This window comes from Marinifilum breve (genome assembly GCF_003202155.1).
GTDB classification, from domain to species: domain Bacteria; phylum Bacteroidota; class Bacteroidia; order Bacteroidales; family Marinifilaceae; genus Marinifilum; species Marinifilum breve.
In genome coordinates this window covers 240476-258301 of record NZ_QFLI01000003.1, presented here as the reverse complement: position 1 = coordinate 258301, position 17826 = coordinate 240476, and the positions used below count along the sequence as shown (strand labels likewise).

Annotated in this window: 19 protein-coding genes; 17 read left to right on the top strand and 2 right to left on the bottom strand. The window is 36.0% G+C overall.

Features of this window, described 5'->3' with window-relative positions:
- Positions 1-28 precede the first annotated feature (28 nt).
- The 3 genes from DF185_RS08730 to DF185_RS08720 all read left to right on the top strand — a co-directional run bounded on the left by DF185_RS08730 (position 29) and on the right by DF185_RS08720 (position 4423).
- Positions 29-1744 carry an acyl-CoA dehydrogenase family protein gene (locus DF185_RS08730; protein ID WP_110360371.1) on the top strand — a complete coding sequence of 572 codons (1716 nt, stop codon included), beginning with the start codon at positions 29-31 and terminating at the stop codon, positions 1742-1744.
- 233 nt (positions 1745-1977) lie between these two features.
- Entirely contained in the window at positions 1978-3009 is a 1032-nt protein-coding gene (locus tag DF185_RS08725; protein WP_110360370.1) for a putative porin, read from the top strand.
- Positions 3010-3214: 205 nt separating this feature from the next.
- A complete protein-coding gene (locus tag DF185_RS08720; protein ID WP_110360369.1) occupies positions 3215-4423 on the top strand; it encodes an OprO/OprP family phosphate-selective porin in 1209 nt (402 codons plus the stop codon).
- 51 nt (positions 4424-4474) lie between these two features.
- On the opposite strand, the gene DF185_RS23490 is transcribed toward DF185_RS08720, so the two are convergent.
- Complete coding sequence (locus tag DF185_RS23490; RefSeq protein ID WP_133250004.1) at positions 4475-4750, bottom strand: hypothetical protein; 276 nt, start codon at positions 4748-4750, stop codon at positions 4475-4477.
- Between the two features lie 51 nt (positions 4751-4801).
- On the opposite strand from DF185_RS23490, the gene DF185_RS08710 reads away from it, so the two are divergent.
- The 6 genes from DF185_RS08710 (at position 4802) to DF185_RS08685 (ending at position 10462) form a co-directional block, all read left to right on the top strand.
- Positions 4802-5302 carry a hypothetical protein gene (locus tag DF185_RS08710; protein WP_110360367.1) on the top strand — a complete coding sequence of 167 codons (501 nt, stop codon included), beginning with the start codon at positions 4802-4804 and terminating at the stop codon, positions 5300-5302.
- Between the two features lie 4 nt (positions 5303-5306).
- Entirely contained in the window at positions 5307-6092 is a 786-nt protein-coding gene (locus DF185_RS08705) for a Rossmann-like and DUF2520 domain-containing protein (protein WP_110360366.1), read from the top strand.
- Positions 6093-6113: 21 nt separating this feature from the next.
- Positions 6114-6641, top strand: coding sequence for a KdsC family phosphatase (locus tag DF185_RS08700; RefSeq protein WP_110360365.1), 528 nt, complete (start codon positions 6114-6116; stop codon positions 6639-6641).
- Between the two features lie 71 nt (positions 6642-6712).
- Positions 6713-7666 (top strand): UbiA family prenyltransferase, encoded by a 954-nt coding sequence (locus DF185_RS08695; protein ID WP_110360364.1) that lies wholly within the window; start codon positions 6713-6715, stop codon positions 7664-7666.
- A 10-nt stretch (positions 7667-7676) separates the two neighbouring features.
- On the top strand, positions 7677-8255 hold the full coding sequence (locus DF185_RS08690) for a Maf-like protein (RefSeq protein ID WP_110360363.1): 579 nt from the start codon (positions 7677-7679) through the stop codon (positions 8253-8255).
- 26 nt (positions 8256-8281) lie between these two features.
- Positions 8282-10462 carry a S46 family peptidase gene (locus DF185_RS08685; RefSeq protein WP_110360362.1) on the top strand — a complete coding sequence of 727 codons (2181 nt, stop codon included), beginning with the start codon at positions 8282-8284 and terminating at the stop codon, positions 10460-10462.
- Between the two features lie 211 nt (positions 10463-10673).
- Here the strand turns inward: DF185_RS08685 and DF185_RS08680 are convergent, their stop codons facing one another.
- Positions 10674-11480 carry a hypothetical protein gene (locus tag DF185_RS08680; RefSeq protein WP_110360361.1) on the bottom strand — a complete coding sequence of 269 codons (807 nt, stop codon included), beginning with the start codon at positions 11478-11480 and terminating at the stop codon, positions 10674-10676.
- Between the two features lie 318 nt (positions 11481-11798).
- Between DF185_RS08680 and DF185_RS08675 the strand changes: the two genes are divergently transcribed.
- The 8 genes from DF185_RS08675 to DF185_RS08640 are packed head-to-tail and all read left to right on the top strand — an operon-like array spanning position 11799 to position 17814.
- Entirely contained in the window at positions 11799-12146 is a 348-nt protein-coding gene (locus tag DF185_RS08675; RefSeq protein ID WP_110360360.1) for a DRTGG domain-containing protein, read from the top strand.
- 9 nt (positions 12147-12155) lie between these two features.
- On the top strand, positions 12156-12569 hold the full coding sequence (locus tag DF185_RS08670) for an ATP-binding protein (protein WP_110360359.1): 414 nt from the start codon (positions 12156-12158) through the stop codon (positions 12567-12569).
- A gap of 4 nt (positions 12570-12573) precedes the next feature.
- Positions 12574-13941, top strand: coding sequence for a [Fe-Fe] hydrogenase large subunit C-terminal domain-containing protein (locus DF185_RS08665; RefSeq protein WP_110360358.1), 1368 nt, complete (start codon positions 12574-12576; stop codon positions 13939-13941).
- 4 nt (positions 13942-13945) lie between these two features.
- Positions 13946-14287: a DRTGG domain-containing protein gene (locus DF185_RS08660; RefSeq protein WP_110360357.1), complete on the top strand. Its 342-nt coding sequence runs from the start codon at positions 13946-13948 to the stop codon at positions 14285-14287.
- Position 14288: 1 nt separating this feature from the next.
- A complete protein-coding gene (locus DF185_RS08655) occupies positions 14289-15032 on the top strand; it encodes a PHP domain-containing protein (RefSeq protein ID WP_110360356.1) in 744 nt (247 codons plus the stop codon).
- Positions 15029-15574 carry an ATP-binding protein gene (locus DF185_RS08650; protein WP_110360355.1) on the top strand — a complete coding sequence of 182 codons (546 nt, stop codon included), beginning with the start codon at positions 15029-15031 and terminating at the stop codon, positions 15572-15574. The genes DF185_RS08655 and DF185_RS08650 overlap by 4 nt, the downstream gene beginning before the upstream one ends.
- A 30-nt stretch (positions 15575-15604) precedes the next feature.
- Positions 15605-16003 (top strand): (2Fe-2S) ferredoxin domain-containing protein, encoded by a 399-nt coding sequence (locus tag DF185_RS08645; RefSeq protein ID WP_110360354.1) that lies wholly within the window; start codon positions 15605-15607, stop codon positions 16001-16003.
- 17 nt (positions 16004-16020) lie between these two features.
- A complete protein-coding gene (locus tag DF185_RS08640; RefSeq protein ID WP_110360353.1) occupies positions 16021-17814 on the top strand; it encodes an NADH-quinone oxidoreductase subunit NuoF in 1794 nt (597 codons plus the stop codon).
- Positions 17815-17826: the final 12 nt, after the last annotated feature.

Sequence of the window (17826 nt, the reverse complement as noted above, 5' to 3'; positions counted from 1 at the left end):
AATTATTAACAAAAAAACATCAAAAGAAATGGCTAATTTCTATAGAGATAACGAGGATATGAAGTTCCACCTGGAACATCCTTTAATGAAAAAAATTGTTGCACTTAAAGAGCGCAACTTCGAAGATAAAGACAAGTACGATTATGCTCCTCTTGATTTTGAGGATGCAATGGATTCTTACGATCGTACTTTAGAAATTGTAGGTGAAATTTGTGGTGACATCATTGGTCCTAACGCTGAAGGTGTTGACCAAGAAGGTCCACAGGTTGTAAACGACCGTGTAATCTACGCAAAAGGTACTGCTGAAAACCACGAAGCATTAACCAAAGCTGGTTTAATTGGTATGTCTCTTCCACGTGAGTACGATGGATTGAATTTCCCAATTGTACCTTACGTAATGGCTGCAGAGTTGGTATCTCGTGCCGATGGTGGTTTTGCTAACATCTGGGGTCTTCAGGATTGTGCTGAAACCATTCACGAATTTGCTTCGAAAGAACAAAAAGAAAACTATTTGCCTCGCTTTGCAAAGGGTGCTACTGCTGCAATGGATTTGACTGAGCCAGATGCTGGTTCAGACCTTCAGGCTGTACAGTTGAAAGCAACTTATAACAAAGAAGAAGATCAGTGGTATTTGAACGGTGTGAAGCGTTTCATTACCAATGGTGACGGTGATGTTTCATTGGTTTTGGCTCGTTCTGAGGAAGGAACTTCTGATGGCCGTGGTCTTTCTATGTTTATCTACGACAAGAAACACATGGCTGTTAAAGTACGTCGTATCGAGCACAAAATGGGTATCATTGGTTCTCCTACTTGTGAGTTGGTATTCACCAATGCTCCTGCAGAATTGGTTGGTTCTCGTAAAATGGGATTGATCAAGTACGTAATGTCATTGATGAATGGTGCACGTTTAGGAGTAGGTGCTCAGTCGGTAGGTATTGCTGAAGCTGCTTACCGTGAAGGTTTGGCTTACGCAAAAGAACGTCGTCAGTTTGGTAAAGCAATTATCGAATTCCCTGCGGTTTACGAAATGCTTACCAATATGGAAGCTAAATTGAACGCTTCTCGTTCAGTTCTATATGAAACATCTCGTTTTGTTGATGTTTACAAAGCATATTTCCACATTTCTCAAGATCGTTCTTTAGATAAGGATGAGAGAATGGATATGAAAAAATACCAGAAATTAGCTGATGTATTCACTCCATTGTTGAAGTTATTTGCTTCTGAATTCTGTAACGAAATTGCTTACGATTCATTGCAAGTTCACGCTGGTTCGGGTTATATGAAAGATTACCCAATTGAGCGTTTGGTTCGTGATGCTCGTATTACCAACATTTACGAAGGAACCACTCAGTTGCAAGTTGTTGCTGCAATTCGCGGGGTAACCACAGGTGCTTACTTAGGACAAATTAAGGAGTACGAAGCTTCTGATTTGAATCCTCAGTACGAGTACTTAAGAACTACCCTAAAAGGTATGACTGCTAAGTACGAAGAGGCTGTAGCTAAAGTAAATGAAATTAATGCTACTGCTGATCACAACGATTTCCTTGATTTCCATGCTCGTCGTTTGGTAGAAATGGCTGGTTACATTATCATGGGATACTTGTTGTTAACTGATACTACAAGAAATGACAAATACCATGCATCATGTGAAGTATTCATTAAAATGGGTAAAGCGAAAGTTGCTTCTTACCTTGAATACATCCAATCTTCAGAATTGAAAGACCTAGGTATTTTCAAAAAATAATAAAGTCTAAGACTTAATGTAAAGAGGTTTCCATAATGGGAACCTCTTTTTTTATTCTCTTTCCCGAAAACATTGGGGGATAGCTAATGTTAATTCACCGTTAACTCGAATTAACGATTCCTTAAAATATTTTTTCATGTCACAATCATGAAAGGAATTAGTTTTGCCCGCAGTTATTAAGGAAATATGTCGACTTAATTGCATTAAGATTACATACTACTAAAACAAACCATATGAAAGGAAAGAAATTATTTATTAGTGCTATTGCACTATTTTTAGGATTTGCTGCTGTAGCACAAGAAAAATCAGAGTTTACTCCATCGGGAAAAGTAAATGGTAAAGTGTTTTTTAACTACCATTATGATATGACAGATGGTGAAGATCAGGAAAGCAGCTTTGAAATTAAAAGAGCTTATTTTGGATACGATTACAATATCGCAAAAGGATTAAAGGCTAGTATTACACTAGACGTGGGGAAAAACGATGGGGGTAGTGATTATACCGCTTACTTGAAAAAAGCACAATTGGAGTGGAAAGCTTCTTCGGCAGTTAAGGTTTCTTTAGGTATGATTGGAACCGTTCAATTCAAAGAACAGGAAAAATTTTGGGGATATCGTTACATCATGAAATCGTTTAACGACCAGTATGGTTTCGGATCAAGCGCAGATTTAGGAATTAAAGCCAATTTTAAATTAAGCGATGCTTTTTCCGCAAATGCTTTTGTGATTAATGGCGAAGGATATAAAAAAGTACAGGACGAGGATGGCAAGCAAAGAGTAGGTGCGAGCTTAATATATAAAAACAAAGGTTTCATTGCTAAGGCATATGTTGATGCCAATTCAGATAAGGTAGCTCAAGAAGATGGTAGCGAAGATGACGTAACTACTTCGGCTTTGGCTTTCTTTGCAGGATATAAGTTCTCAGATAAATTCAGATTAGCAGCGGAATATAACATGCTTACCAACGGTACGAAGTATTCAAGAGTTGCGGAAGATCATGATATGGAAGGTTTGTCTGTTTACTCCACTTATACATTCGACAAAAAGTGGGAAATATTCGGAAGATACGATTACCTAACCTCAAACACATTGGAAGGCGAAACTGAAAAGTGGAATGCTAAGAACGGTAGTGCAATTACTGCAGGTGTTCAATATGCTCCAGTTAAAAATGTAAAAGTAGCATTTAACTACCAAGGTTTTAACTTTAAACAAGAAGGTATCGATACCAACTCTTTACTATATGTAAATCTTGAGTTTAAGTTTTAAGAATTTTTGATACGATTATAATTGATGGACAGGCTATGGCTTGTCCATTTTTTTGTTTGTATTTTTGCCCGGTTATATCGGCATTATACCTAAACTATTCGAGAGCTTAAAATAGCTCTATTTTTTTATGGTATAATTTATTCTTAATCTAACATTACAATTTGCTACATTGTGAATTACAATTTATAATCCTAAACAACTAACAATGAAAAAGTACTACCTAATTGCTTTCTGTTTATTTCTAATGGGAAGTGTATTCGCACAAAACTCTAATGACTTAAAGTTAAGTGTAAACAAAGGCTCCATAAAAGTTGCAACTGAGGATGGTCATTTCTCATTTGGAATGGGAGGACGTGTATACATGGATGCTGCAGCTTATTTTGATGATAAAACAGATTTGGGATCAGGATCGGAAATTCGAGACATCCGTTTATTGATGAAAGCCGATCTTTGGAAGAAATGGAATGCTAAAATTAATATTGGTTTTGCCAATGGAAAGGTGTCACTGAAAGATGTTTGGTTGATGTATAAAATCAACAAAAACAGTTTTGTACGAGCAGGTCATTTTTTGGAGCCTTTTGGAATTGAACAAACCGAAAGCTCAAAAACTACCAAGTTTATGCATGCTTCAAGTACTGTAGAGGCATTCCGACCAGGCAGAAATTTAGGATTCTCTTACGCAACTTGGAGCGAAAAAACTTTTTGGGAAGCAGGCTTGTTTGGTAGCGATGTTAACAATTCCAATAAAAGAACGGATGAAGGTTATGGCATAACCAGTAGATTTGTTTTTACACCATATTCGAAAGATCATATCTTTCATGTTGGTATTTCAGGAACTTACCGATCGGTTGATAAAATTGAAGAGTTGAATGGTTATGGGTACTATGCAAGTTACCAAAGCGAAAGTTCTATTAAATATGGTTCCCGTGCAGCAACACATATCGAAGATCGCAAATTTATTAGTGCGGGAGTGGAAGAGGCAAAATCTCAAATTAAATATGGATTTGAAATGATTGCAGCTAAAGGTCCACTTTCCATTCAAGGAGAATATATCTCTGCTAAAGTAAATCGCAAGTCGAACTTCGAAGATTATTCTGCCAATGGTTTCTATACACAAGTCGGATGGCTTGTAAAAGGGGGTAACTACAAATACAAAATGAAATCAGCTCGTTTGGCTAAACCAGGTCCAGGTTCGGTGGAACTTCTGGCGCGTTACAATCAAACCGATTTAAACGATAGCGATGCTCTGATAATGGGAGGTAAGCAAAAGGACATTACTGTTGGTGGTACCTGGTATGTAAATCACAACGTATTGGTAAAATTCCACTTTACGAATGTTGATTTGGATGAAAATTCTCTAAACGGAGAAGAAAATTTCAACATGATTCAAACTCGTTTACAGTTTTCCTTTTAAGGGTAAGCTAAGGATAAAAGAATATAATGCTGTCTTTCGAGGCAGCATTTTTTATTGGTAGTCATCGAAGCTGAAAGCCTTGAAACCGGAGCAAAAAGCTCCGAACTCGCAGCTCCAAGCTTCGACTTCAGAGCAAAATGCTTCGACACCGAAGAAAATAGCTTTGAAATCGGAGCTCAAAGCCTCGAAATCGGAGCAAAAAGCTCCGAACTTGTAGCTCCGAGCTTCGGTTTCAGAGTAAAAAGCTTCGATGTCGAAGAAAATAGCTTCGAAGTTGGAGCTCAAAGCTACGATACCTGAGTTGAAAGCTTCGAAATTGAAGCTCACAGCATCAACATTAGAGTAAACGCAATTCGATAATATCTGTATATTTGCTACATGGATAAATCGCAAGCCGAAGAAGAAAAAGAATTTATTAAACGGATTTTTATTGATGAAATAGGACGACTTCAGAAGGAAGGATTCTATTTCTTTTCGTTTATTGTTATGGGACAAGCCATTGAAGCCTTAGGGTGCTTTATGGATAACAAGCCACTAAAGGCTCGTGCCCAATCCTCAAAACGATTCTCAAAATCATTAAACATCCTTATGGGAAATGATTATAGAGCAGTGAATAAAGATCATTGGTTGTACGATAAGTTGAGAAATCAGCTAACACATTCTTTTGTGCCAAGTAAATCTTTGTTGCTTTGCTCTAGAGAGAACCAGCCCGAAGAGGCCGATCATCTCGATTTTTTAGAGGACAGATTGGTATTGGTAGCTGAGGATATGTATGAAGATTTGGTGAAAGGTTGCCATAAATTGTTTGGAATGATTGATAAAGGAAAAGTGCCTTTGAAGAAAATTGCTGCATCGCCCGAGGAATTGGGGATAAAATAAAACTATGAGTAAGATTAACAAAGTTGTAATTCTGGGAGCAGGAAATTTGGCCACACAATTGGCCATTGCACTAAATGATGCCGGAGTAAATATCCTACAGGTTTATAGCAGAACCATACAATCCGCTTCAGCACTGGCCGATAAGGTGAACTCTATTGCGATAACTGAAATCAGTAATCTGGCTAAAAATGCCGATTTGTACATTTGTGCGATAAGCGATAACGCTCTGGAGTCGGTATTGGATCAAATGCCTATACCTATTGGCGATGTTGTGCATACTGCAGGAAGCATTCCTATGGATGTATTCGATGATTATACGGAATGTTACGGAGTGTTTTACCCATTACAAACTTTCTCAAAAAACCGAAAGGTTGATTTTTCAAACATTCCCATTTGCATAGAATCCAATAATTTGGGTTTACAGGCTGATTTGATGGAGCTGGCCGGAAGAATTTCAAATAACATTCACATAATTGATTCTGAGCAAAGAAAACAGTTGCACTTGTCGGCAGTATTTACTTGCAATTTTGCCAATCACATGTATAGCATAGGGCAAAAGTTGTTGGCAGAGAAGGATGTGGATTTCGATTTATTGAAGCCGTTGATTAAAGAAACTGCAGAAAAGGTACAAGAGCTTGATCCGATATCTGCACAAACCGGACCTGCAATCAGATTTGATAAAGAAATCATGGCAAAACATGAGAATGAGCTAAAAAATTTACCTGATTTTCAAATATTATATAGATTTGTCAGTGAAAGCATTTTTAAGATGCATTCAGAGAAGAAATAGAACAATTTACACACATAAAATATGGCTTTTTTTAAGGAAGATTTAATGAAAGTGAAGGCTTTCATTTTTGATGTTGATGGAGTACTTTCAACCGAATCGATTGTGATTGACTCTAATGGTGAAATGTTGCGTACTGCAAATACCAAAGATGGTTATGCCATTCAGTATGCAATTAAGAAAGGCTATCCTGTAGCCATTATTACTGGTGGTTTTTCCGATGCTGTTGAAAAACGTTACCGCGGATTAGGAATGACTGATGTTTACATGGCGTCGAAGAACAAAATTAAGGATTTCGAAGATTTCATAGCAAAGCATGATTTAGATCCGGACAATATCATGTATATGGGCGATGATTTGCCTGATTTTGAAGTGATGAAAAGAATAGGGGTTCCTACTTGTCCTGCAAATGCAGTTGAGCAAATTAAAGCGATATCAAATTACATATCAGATAAAGATGGAGGATATGGATGTGTGCGTGATGTAATCGAGCAGGTATTAAGAGCTCACTCAAAGTGGTACGAGTCTGATACAAATATACAAAGCATCTAAAACAATTAAGAGATAGTAATTATCGATGAATAATTACAAAGGAGATATTGACTCGGTAAAAAGCTTAAATCATGAGTAATTTTTTGAAACTAATTCGTTTTCCAAACCTATTGATAATAGCATTGGTTCAGTATGTAATGCGATATTTTATTGTAGAACCAATTTTGGGGATTAATAGAATTAAGCTACAGTTTTCCGATGTTTATTTCGCCATTCTGGTTGTAGCAACAGTTTGTATGGCGGCCGCAGGTTATATCATTAACGATTATTTTGATACTAAGGCCGATCGTTTCAACAAGAAAGATGTAATTGTAGGAAGGAAGATTACCAGAAGAGTAGCTTTGTTAATGCATCAGGTATTAACTGGAATTTCTATTTTGCTTGGTGGATATGTATCATACAGTGTAGGACATTGGCAGTTCGTGTTCATATTTTTTATGGCTGGAGGTTTGCTTTGGTTTTATTCAACTTCTTATAAGTATTACTTTTTGTTAGGAAGTATTCTTATGGCAATGCTTGTTGCTGCGGTGCCATTATTGGTTGTTATTTATGAAATACCACCTTTGAATAAAACTTATGCTGATGTTTTGCTGGCTTCTAAAACCAATTTTAATTACCTGATGTATTGGGTTGGTGCATTCTCATTTTTTGCATTTTTTGGAGTGTTGATTGGTCAATTTATCCGAGATATGCTTTCCTTAAAGGGAGATCGAGAAATAAAAAGAAAAAGTTTGCCTGCTGTAATCGGTCTAAAATGGGCCAAAGTGATTATTGTGGTACTGATATTATTCTTATCAGCTTCAGTTTTTGGTGTTTGGTATGAATTTCTTAATGCTCCTGTGGATAAAATTACGCCATGGTATTTTGGTATTCTTATCATCTTACCACTGATTTTGTTGGCATATCGAGTAATTAAATTTAAAGAAGGAGAACTTTTCAAAATGGGTAAATTTTTACTTCGATTTGCATTCTTAGCAGGCATTTCTTATGCCTTTGTTGTCAACTATATCGTTAATAAATTATAATTAATAAAGCATGTTGAATAATCTTAAAGATTATCATTTAATATTAGCGTCTCAATCTCCACGCAGACATCAAATGTTAAAGGAGTTGGGATTAGAATTTGAAATCAGAACAAAAGAGGTTGATGAGGTTTATCCTGAAGAGTTGACTCCTGAACAAATACCAGTTTACTTAGCGGAATTAAAAGCTTCTGCATTTGAGTCTGATTTTACAAACAATGAATTGGTAATTACGGCAGACACCATTGTTTGTGTTGATAATTGGATTCTTGGAAAACCTAAAGATAGAGAAGATGCATTTAAGATGTTGAGCGCATTATCAGGTAGATCGCATCAGGTAATTAGTGGAGTTTGCTTAAAGAGTAAAGACAAAAAAGTAAGTTTTGCTACTACTACCAATGTTCATTTTAAAGAGTTGTCGAAACAAGAAATAGATTATTACATCGATAATTATAAACCTTTCGATAAAGCTGGAGCCTATGGCATTCAGGAGTGGATTGGTTTTATTGGCATTGATGGAATTGAAGGATCCTACTTTAATGTTGTTGGTTTGCCAATTCAACGATTATATGAAGAGTTATCAAAATTTTAAACAACTATACTAAAACATAGACCATTATGAGAAAAATTAGTTTGCTTCTATTGTCAGCATTATTGCTTATAGGAAGTACTGTGAAAGCAGATGAGGGAATGTGGATTCCTATGCTTTTAAAAAAGTATAATATTGAAGATATGCAGAAAGCTGGTTTCAAGCTAACTGCTGAAGATATTTACGACATTAACCAGGCATGTTTGAAAGATGCTGTGGTTGGACTTGGAAGAGAGGGAAGACCTTTCCGTCATTTTTGTACTGGAGAATTGGTTTCAGACCAAGGTTTGATGATTACAAATCATCACTGTGGGTACGGAGCAATTCAATCACATTCAACTCTTGAGCATGACTATTTGAAAGATGGTTTCTGGGCCATGAGTCGTGAAGAGGAATTGGCTAATGAAGGAATTACAGCTTCATTTTTAATTCGCATGGCTGATGTTACAACAAAGGTATTGGATGGTGTAACTGATGATATGAAGGAATCTGATCGCCAAAAGCTAATAAAGAAACACATTAAAACGATTGTAGAAGAAGCTGAAAAAGATACTCACTACAGAGCAAGTGTGAAAGCATACTTCAATGGTAACCAGTATTTCATGGCTGTATACGAAATCTTTAAGGATGTACGTTTGGTAGGAGCTCCTCCTTCAGCAATTGGTAAGTTTGGTGGTGATACTGATAACTGGATGTGGCCACGTCACACTGGCGATTTTTCGATGTTCAGAATCTATGCAGGAAAAGATAATAAGCCTGCGTCATATTCGAACGATAATGTGCCTTTACAACCTAAACAGTCATTCAAAATTTCATTAAAAGGGGTAAATCAAGATGATTTTACAATGGTTTTTGGTTATCCAGGAACAACAACAGAATACCTGACTTCTTATGCATTAAAGATGATGACGGAAGTTGATAATCCTCACAAAATTAAAATCAGAACCAAGAAATTGGATTTGATGCGCGCGGATATGGATGCTTCGCCAATGGTTAGAATTCAATATTCGGCTAAATATGCTGGTGTTGCCAACTCCTGGAAAAGATGGCAAGGAGAAATTAAAGGATTGAATCGTTTGAATGCGATTGAGAAGAAGGAAGCTCTTGAGAAGAGATTTGAAGAGTGGGCAAATTCTACTCCAGAGTTGAAGAAGAAATACGCGGGTATCCTGGCTAAAATGAAAACTTATTACGACCAAGTAACTCCACTGAGTTTGGCTAGAGATTATGCAATTGAAGCAGGATTTAGAGGAGCTGAAACTGTTGGGTTAGCAGGAAGCTTTAAAACATTATCGAATCTTAAGAAAGAAGATACTGACAAAGTTCAACCAGAATTAGATAAGCTGAAGAAGGAAAGCGCAAAATTCTTTAAGAATTTTAATCTGCCAACGGAGAAGAAGTTATTGGCAGCAACTTTAAAAATGTATAGCGACAATTTATCTGATGAGTTTTTACCTGAGGAGATAAAGAATATCAAGAAAAAGTACAAAGGAGATTTTGAAATGTTTGCAGAAAAAGCATTCGCAAAATCGATATTTGCTAGTCAAACTAAGCTAGATCAGTTCATTGATAATTATAAAGTTTCTCAAGCTAAGAAATTAGGCAAGGATCCATTGTTTGTATTGTCAAATAGTATCTCATTTTTCTATGGCTCAAAAATAGCTCCTGATTACAATAAAATCATGGATCAGATTGATAAGCTACAACGTACTTATATGGCGGGCTTAATGAAAATGCAACCAGAAAAGGTATTCTACCCAGATGCAAATTCAACTTTCAGAGTTCACTATGGTAAAGTATCTGGTTATAAACCAAGAAATGCTGTAACCTACGCTCACTATACAACATTGGAAGGAATCATCGAGAAAGATAATCCTGAAATTTTTGATTACGATGTACCTCAAAAATTAAGAGATCTTTATGATTCAAAAGATTTTGGTGATTATGTGAATGCCAAAGGTGAAATGCCAGTTTGTTTTGCAGCTACCAATCACACTACTGGAGGTAACTCAGGTAGTCCGGTTTTAAATGCAAATGGAGAGTTAATTGGATTGAATTTTGACCGTGCATGGGAAGGTGTGATGTCGGATTTAATGTACGATCCTGAGATTTGTAGAAATGTATCTCTTGATATCAGATATGTTCTGTTTATTGTAGATAAATTTGCTGGAGCAGGTTATTTGCTTGATGAAATGAACATCGTAAAATAAAGTAAGATTTTAAGTATAAAAAAGGAATTACTGATTGAGGTAATTCCTTTTTTTTTGTTTGATAATTAAACAGACATGAAAAGAAAACTAAAGTTGATGTTGTTTGTCTGTATTAATTATCTATAAAGTTAATATTCTATTTTAGAAATTAAGAATCCGGTTTGTTGATTATCGGCTTGTTTTTTTTGTCTTGTGAAAACTGGTTTTCTAACTAGTTGCAGGGCAGATAGTAATCTTTTAATGGATTAATAAAAAGAATAGGGTTGCTTTTATTCCGCAGATATTTTTTGATTTCAGTTGGGCCAAAATATTTGTTTAGCAATCCATCATTTTTTTGAGATAGAAGAACCATTAAATCAGAATGGAATTGCTCAGAAAATGAATAAGCATCTTGCCTCAACCAGTTACTACTTCTTTCTGATTTTACAATCTCATACTCAAAATTGAATTGTTCGTACATTCTCTTCGTGAAAATTAATGTAGCCTTAATTTTTCGTTGAGCTGATTCAGCCTTGTGATTGGCAACAAACAAATGGATTCTTGCGTGGTTAAAACGTCCAAAATAGCTTGCCCAAATCATTTTTTCTTTTGTTTCTCTTTTGAAATCAACAGGTACAGTTATATTTTGGTAATTACACTTTTCTTCACTTTTTTCTCCTAATAGAATGCTTGGGATTTTTGCCTTGTATAAATATTTGAAAATTTCATTTCTTTTTATAGTTGAAAGCTTACCTTTTGCAAACTCAGTAACAATAAAAATGGCTTCAAGTTGTTTTATTGTGTTATTGGGTTCAATTGCCAATTTTCCCAATGATATCTCTTTGTAGGCTATGTTTTCTGTATTCAGTTCATCAATTAAACTTCCTGGTAATTGATTATTAGAAGTGTTTTTAGAAATTTGGGTAAATGCTACCTCTGCTTTAAATATAGATGCTAGCTTAAATGCATGCACTATGGCTTTTCTGGTGTAATTTTGATCTTGAATTAAGACCAGTATATGTTGTGTTTTTCTCCCCATTAATTAAAGAAATAATTTGCTAAATAAGCCAAATGTATTCTGGTATATGACGAATATACTTAAAAAAACTCTCCATCCTAATAATAACAAGTATGTAGTTTAATCTTAATTTCTAAATATGTTCTGAAAATTAAGGCTTAAAATCGGGATCGTATTTTTATTTAGAATTGATAGTTTATACGGTATTATTTAGACTAATTATGTATTTGATTAAAATAAATCTATTCCTTTAAATATCATTTATTAATATACCTCAAATTCTTATCTTAGTGCCGTTAAGAAAGACTAAAAAGATAAACATAACTTAATACTGCGATAATGGTGAAAGTGGCAGATGTGGTTGATAAACTTAATGCACGTGTTATTTGTGGAAGCGGTGATATGAATCAAGAAATTCAATTTGGATTTGCTTCGGATTTAATGAGTGACGTACTTACTATAGATACAGAAAATCTTCTTTTAATAACAGGTTTAAATAATCTGCAGACCATTCGTACATCGGAAATGTCTGATATATCCTTCATTTTATTTGTAAGAGATAAGAAAGCTTCAGAGGAAATGAAAGAATTGGCATGTGAGAATGAGATTACTTTACTTGAATGTGGTCATTCAATGTTCAGAGCTTGTTCAATTTTAAATGAGATAGGTTTACAACCTGTATATTAATTGGTGAGAATGGAATTTAAGTTTGAAATAGAGGGCGGTAATTTTTCTAAGGCAGGATCAGCTTCAAGCGAAGTGAAAAAAATCCTTAAACAGTTAAATGTAAACCCTAAGATTATAAAACGAACAGTTGTTTCATTGTATGAGGCAGAAGTTAATGTTGTGGCTCATGCATTTGAAGGAAATATGAACGTGGATATCGACACAGACAAAATTGTTGTGAAGATTGAAGATAGAGGCCCAGGGATTCCTGATATTGATCAGGCTATGCAAGAAGGATACTCTACAGCTACTCCTCAAGTAAGAGAAATGGGATTCGGTGCTGGAATGGGATTGCCAAATATCAAACGTAATTCTGATCAAATGAATATTACCAGCAAGGTTGATGTTGGGACAGAGCTTGAAATCATAAATTATTTCGGATAGAATAATGGAGCAAATTCATTTTTATCACGCATTAAAGGTAGTTGATGAGGTGTGTATCGGATGTACACACTGTATGAACGTATGTCCAACTGCCGCTATTCGTGTAAAAAATGGTACTGCAAATATAAATAAGAATGCTTGTGTTGATTGTGGTGAATGTTTGAAAGCTTGTCCTGTTAATGCGATTATTGTGGAGCAGGATGACTTTACTCAAATATTCAACTATAAACAGAGAGTAGCTCTTTTACCTACTGTTTTATTGGGGCAATTTCCAGATGACGTTTCTGAAGTTCAAATCTATAATGAAATTAAAGATCTTGGATTTACGCATGTTTATGAGGTGGATGGAGCTGTAGATGTGTTGATTGATTCTACTAAGAAATTTATGCACAAGCATCATCAGGAAAGACCTTTTATTTCTAGTTTCTGTCCTGCAATCGTTAGATTAATACAGGTTAAATTTCCAGCCCTTGTGGATAATATTATTCAGTTAAAACCTGTAATTGATATTTCAGCTCAGTTTTATCGCAAGAAATTACAAGATAAAGGATATGCCCAGAATGAAATAGGAATTTTTTACGTTACTCCTTGTGCTGCAAAAATTGCAGCAGTAAAGAGCCCTGTGGGAGAGGAGAAGTCTCTAATAGATGGAGTCATTAATATGGATTTTATCTACAATAAGGTTCTGCTTAGCATTAAGAATAGTAAGAAGGAAACTAAAAAATATCCAGAAAATATACATATGTCCCGAAGGAGTATTGGTTGGACTTTAACAACTGGTGAGGCTTCGAGATATTCAGGAAGGTGTTTGGCAATTGATGAGATTCACAATGTGATTGAAGTTTTGGAAAAGTTGGAGAACGAAGAAATAACTGATGTTGACTTTTTGGAACTTCGAGCATGTGATCACTCTTGTGCTGGTGGAGTATTAGCTACAGAGAATCGTTTTCTTGCAATTGAACGCTTGAGAAAACGCGCTGCATGGTATCACAGAAACAAGCCTATGATTATGCCGGAAAGAGAAATTGATTTATATAAAACATACCTTCAGGAGAATATTGGAATAAGTAAAGTGGAGCCACGATCTATTTTAAGTTTGGATTCGGATATGATGGTTGCCATGAAGAAGATGAAGAAAATCAATCGTATTATGAAAGTTCTTCCCGGAATCGATTGTGGAGCTTGCGGGGCACCGCGTTGTCAGGCTTTGGCAGAAGATGTGGTTCAGGGAAAAGCTAAAATGACACAATGCGTATTTCTTCAAAAGATGTTAACCAAAGAAGGATTGATATCTCCTCAGGAGTCATTTGATATTTCGGAAGATACTTGGGGAAAAAGCAGATTTGAAAAAAAGAATTTAAACGATCATTAATACTATGATAGTACAAGATATAGTTGAAAAGTTAGGACTGAAAGTTTGTTCAGGAGCAAATGGATTGAATCGCGAAATTGAAGGAGGTTATACTTCTGATTTGTTAAGCGATGTAATGGGAAATGCTGATGAAAACCATATCTGGGTGACATTGCAAACGCATAAGAACATTATGGCCATTGCCTCACTAAAAGAACTGGCAGCAATTGTTTTGGTGAAAGGATACGAGCCAGACGAAGATGCTGCTGAGCAAAGTAATGAGGAAGGAATTCCGATTCTATCTTCGGAAGAAGAAGCTTTTGAGCTGACAGGAAAACTATATGAAATGATAAATCAGGCAAAGTAGAATGAGAAAGTACCGGGCAGATTTGCATACGCATACTGTTTTATCTCCCTGTGGTGATCTGGAGATGAGTCCGGTAAATATTGTTCAAAAAGCCCGAGAACGTGGAATTGACATATTGGGAATAACTGACCACAATTCGACTTTGCACGCACCGCTGATTAAAGAATTGGCCGCAAAGGAAGGAATAATGGTCTTGATGGGAGCAGAGGTAACCACCAAAGAAGAGGTGCATTGTTTGTGCTTTTTTGAGGATGAAGAAAAGCTTTCTGAATTTCAGAAATACTTGGATCAGCATTTACCTAAAATACCTAATGATGAAAATAAATTTGGATATCAGGTAGTGGTAAATGAGAAAGAAGAGATCGTAGACGAAGTCGAATGTCTTCTGATTTCTGGATTGAATCAAAGTATTGAGAAGATAGAAAGTAAAGTTCATAAACTAAATGGACTGTTTATTCCGGCTCATATCAATAAAATGATGAATAGTATCATTAGTCAGCTGGGTTTTTTGCCGCCTGATTTGAATGTTGATTCGTTGGAACTCTCGCATCATGTAACAAAAGAGGAGTTCTTAAAAAAGAATAAGTATTTGAGCAAATACAGCTTTATTAAAAGTTCGGATGCTCATTATGTAGAAAATATAGGAAATACCTGGACGAACTTCTTTATGGAAGATTTGAGTTTCGAAGAAGTGAGAAAGGCATTAAGGTCTGAAGAAGGTCGAAAAGTAGAGATTGAAGAATGAAAGATTTGTCGATGCATATAATGGATATCATCCAGAATTCAGTGAGAGCTGAAGCATCTTTGGTTGAATTGAAAATTACCGAAAGTATGAAAGAGGACTTGTTTTCAATTTCGATTAAAGACAATGGATTTGGAATGTCCGATGAGGTGTTGGCAAAAGCCATTGATCCATTTTTTACTACCAGAACTACACGTAAAGTAGGTTTGGGATTGTCATTGTTAAAGCAAAATGCTGAAATGACAGGAGGCAAGATGGAGATCAGTTCGAAAGAAGGAGTTGGGACAGAGTTGGAAGCGGTTTTTTCTCACAAACACCTCGATCGACCTAGTTTGGGAGACATTGCAGGAACCATGGTTTTGTTGGTTGGTGCAAACCCCGAAATGGACTTTTTATATCAGCATATAACCGACGAAGGGGAGTATGTTTTTGATACAAAAGAAGTAAAAGAAGTTTTGGATGGTATGCCGATTTCAGATCCGAATATCATGCAGTACTTAAAGGAAATGATTAAAGAGAACCTAAACACAATATTATATAGATAATTAAATTCTAACCTTTAATAATTTGAGATTATGGCAAAAGTAAAATCCCTTGCAGATCTGAAGAAGATAAAAGAAGAGCTGCATGCAAAGATGGATCTTAGGGAGAAGAGCAACGATCCGGAAGCTCAGGTGCAAATTAAAGTTGGTATGGCAACTTGCGGAATTGCATCAGGAGCAAAAGAGGTAATGGAGTTTCTAATTGAAGCTACAGCCAAAAGAGGTATTAATTCTATTGTTACGCAAACAGGTTGTATGGGATACTGTTATGCAGAACCAACAATTGAAGTAACAATGCCAGGTAAAGAACCTGTTGTTTTTGGAGATGTTGATCTTAAGAAAGCTGATGAAGTGATTGAGAAATACATCAAACAAGGTGAATTGGTAGATGGCATTATTCCTGTTAACTACAAAACTATTGACAACAACTAACAAAAGAAAACGCAATTATGGAAAAGTATAAAATGCATATTCTTATTTGTGGAGGTACAGGATGTCGTGCATCTGCAAGTGAGGCTATTCAAAATAATCTACAGGATGCTCTAAAAGCTAAAGGGCTTGAAGAAGAGGTTCAGGTAGTAATGACAGGTTGCTTTGGATTTTGTGAAAAAGGACCTATCGTAAAAATTCTTCCTGATAATACCTTCTATATTGAAGTGAAGCCTGAAGATGCTGAGGAAATTATCGAAGAGCATATCATTAAAGGACGTAAAGTAATGCGTTTACTTTATACCGATCCTGAAAAGAAGGAAGTTGTTAGTGACTCTAAACACATGGGATTCTATAAAAAGCAGATTCGTATTGCATTGCGTAACTGTGGTTTTATTAATCCTGAAAATATCGATGAATATATTGCTACTGAAGGATATGCAGCTCTTGGTAAATGTTTGACAGAGATGACTCCTCAGGCAGTAATCGATGAAATTAAGGAATCTGGTCTTCGTGGACGAGGAGGTGGAGGTTTCCCAACAGGATTGAAGTGGGAATTTGCATCTAAGAACGAAGCGGATCAGAAATATGTGGTTTGTAATGCCGATGAGGGAGACCCAGGAGCATTTATGGACCGTTCTATTTTGGAGGGAGATCCTCATTCAGTACTTGAAGCGATGGCAATTTGTGGTTACACAATGGGTGCTGATAAAGGTTTGATTTATATTCGTGCTGAGTATCCTCTTGCAATTGATCGTTTGAAAGTTGCTATTAAGCAGGCTCGTGAATATGGTCTTTTAGGAAATGATATTTTAGGTTCTGGTTTCAACTTTGATGTTGAAATGCGTTATGGAGCTGGTGCTTTCGTTTGTGGTGAGGAAACTGCTTTGATTCACTCGATGGAAGGTCTTCGTGGGGAGCCAACTGTTAAGCCTCCATTCCCTGCTGAGTCTGGTTACAACGGAAAACCTACAAACGTAAATAACGTTGAAACTTTTGCTAACATTCCTGTTATTATTAACAAGGGAGCTGGTTGGTTCAATAAAATTGGTACTGAAAAATCTACTGGTACTAAAGTATTTGCTTTGGCAGGTAAGATCAATAATGTTGGTTTGATTGAGGTTCCAATGGGTACTACTCTTCGTGAAGTAATTTACGAAATTGGTGGTGGTATTAAAGATGGAAAGAAGTTTAAGGCTGTTCAAACTGGTGGTCCATCAGGTGGTTGTTTAACTGAAAAACACCTTGATACTCCAATCGATTTTGATAACCTTCTTGCTGTTGGTTCAATGATGGGATCAGGTGGTATGATTGTAATGGACGAAGACGATTGTATGGTTTCTGTTGCGAAATTCTACCTTGACTTTACTGTTGAAGAATCATGTGGAAAGTGTACTCCATGTCGTGTAGGTAACAAGCGTTTGTACGAATTGTTGGATAAGATTACTGAAGGAAAAGGTACAAAAGAAGATCTTGATTTGTTGAGAAACTTAAGTACTGTAATTAAAGATACTTCTCTTTGTGGTTTAGGACAGACTTCGCCAAACCCTGTTCTTTCTACAATTGAAAACTTCTATGATGAGTATATTGCTCACGTTGAGGAACATAAATGTCCATCTGGTCAGTGTAAGGCATTGATGCAGTATGTGATTGATCCTGAACTTTGTGTTGGATGTACTCTTTGTGCTCGCAACTGTCCGGTTGATTGTATTGCCGGAGATCGTAAGGAAGCTCACATTATCGATACAGCTAAGTGTATCAAGTGTGGTGCTTGTATGGAGAAATGTAAGTTTAATGCGATTAGCATTCAGTAAGGAGGATCTTAA

What these genes read in the sequence shown, in the direction of transcription:
- DF185_RS08730 (WP_110360371.1), top strand. Translation starts at nt 29, where the DNA reads ATGGCTAATTTCTATAGAGATAACGAGGATATGAAGTTCCACCTGGAA.
- DF185_RS08725 (WP_110360370.1), top strand. Translation starts at nt 1,978, where the DNA reads ATGAAAGGAAAGAAATTATTTATTAGTGCTATTGCACTATTTTTAGGA.
- DF185_RS08720 (WP_110360369.1), top strand. Translation starts at nt 3,215, where the DNA reads ATGAAAAAGTACTACCTAATTGCTTTCTGTTTATTTCTAATGGGAAGT.
- DF185_RS08710 (WP_110360367.1), top strand. Translation starts at nt 4,802, where the DNA reads ATGGATAAATCGCAAGCCGAAGAAGAAAAAGAATTTATTAAACGGATT.
- DF185_RS08705 (WP_110360366.1), top strand. Translation starts at nt 5,307, where the DNA reads ATGAGTAAGATTAACAAAGTTGTAATTCTGGGAGCAGGAAATTTGGCC.
- DF185_RS08700 (WP_110360365.1), top strand. Translation starts at nt 6,114, where the DNA reads ATGGCTTTTTTTAAGGAAGATTTAATGAAAGTGAAGGCTTTCATTTTT.
- DF185_RS08695 (WP_110360364.1), top strand. Translation starts at nt 6,713, where the DNA reads ATGAGTAATTTTTTGAAACTAATTCGTTTTCCAAACCTATTGATAATA.
- DF185_RS08690 (WP_110360363.1), top strand. Translation starts at nt 7,677, where the DNA reads ATGTTGAATAATCTTAAAGATTATCATTTAATATTAGCGTCTCAATCT.
- DF185_RS08685 (WP_110360362.1), top strand. Translation starts at nt 8,282, where the DNA reads ATGAGAAAAATTAGTTTGCTTCTATTGTCAGCATTATTGCTTATAGGA.
- DF185_RS08680 (WP_110360361.1), bottom strand. Translation starts at nt 11,480, where the DNA reads ATGGGGAGAAAAACACAACATATACTGGTCTTAATTCAAGATCAAAAT.
- DF185_RS08675 (WP_110360360.1), top strand. Translation starts at nt 11,799, where the DNA reads ATGGTGAAAGTGGCAGATGTGGTTGATAAACTTAATGCACGTGTTATT.
- DF185_RS08670 (WP_110360359.1), top strand. Translation starts at nt 12,156, where the DNA reads ATGGAATTTAAGTTTGAAATAGAGGGCGGTAATTTTTCTAAGGCAGGA.
- DF185_RS08665 (WP_110360358.1), top strand. Translation starts at nt 12,574, where the DNA reads ATGGAGCAAATTCATTTTTATCACGCATTAAAGGTAGTTGATGAGGTG.
- DF185_RS08660 (WP_110360357.1), top strand. Translation starts at nt 13,946, where the DNA reads ATGATAGTACAAGATATAGTTGAAAAGTTAGGACTGAAAGTTTGTTCA.
- DF185_RS08655 (WP_110360356.1), top strand. Translation starts at nt 14,289, where the DNA reads ATGAGAAAGTACCGGGCAGATTTGCATACGCATACTGTTTTATCTCCC.
- DF185_RS08650 (WP_110360355.1), top strand. Translation starts at nt 15,029, where the DNA reads ATGAAAGATTTGTCGATGCATATAATGGATATCATCCAGAATTCAGTG.
- DF185_RS08645 (WP_110360354.1), top strand. Translation starts at nt 15,605, where the DNA reads ATGGCAAAAGTAAAATCCCTTGCAGATCTGAAGAAGATAAAAGAAGAG.
- DF185_RS08640 (WP_110360353.1), top strand. Translation starts at nt 16,021, where the DNA reads ATGGAAAAGTATAAAATGCATATTCTTATTTGTGGAGGTACAGGATGT.